At 36.0% G+C, this 308-nt stretch carries 1 other RNA gene; it reads right to left on the reverse strand.

The annotated features are described in order from the left end of the window. Positions 1-308, reverse strand: a transfer-messenger RNA (tmRNA) gene (gene ssrA, locus EIZ39_RS26275); the annotation flags it as partial.

A 308-nucleotide genomic window follows, 5' to 3' on the forward strand; every position in this document is an offset into this window, starting at 1 on the left:
AACATCTGCTAATATATTTGTCTACAACTATAGGTTATGTATTGATTTAACTAGGTGATGACACATAACTCAAGCCCTCACATAGCGAGTCTATAAATCTCTTTTTAACTAACTAGACAGTAGCCAAACGTAGTTTGCTGATAAATAAGACCTTCTAGCAAAACGCAAACAATCTTGTGAAGATCACGCAGGCTGTTTTTTAGGCAGCTAATGCGTAAGAATTTGTATTTTTTGCAGTTATATTTAACTGGCATTTTACATCTGCCGATGAGTCGCGAAATATACCTCATAATGCCTGTCGAATCCGT

This window comes from Ammoniphilus sp. CFH 90114, assembly GCF_004123195.1.
GTDB lineage: Bacteria > Bacillota > Bacilli > Aneurinibacillales > RAOX-1 > YIM-78166.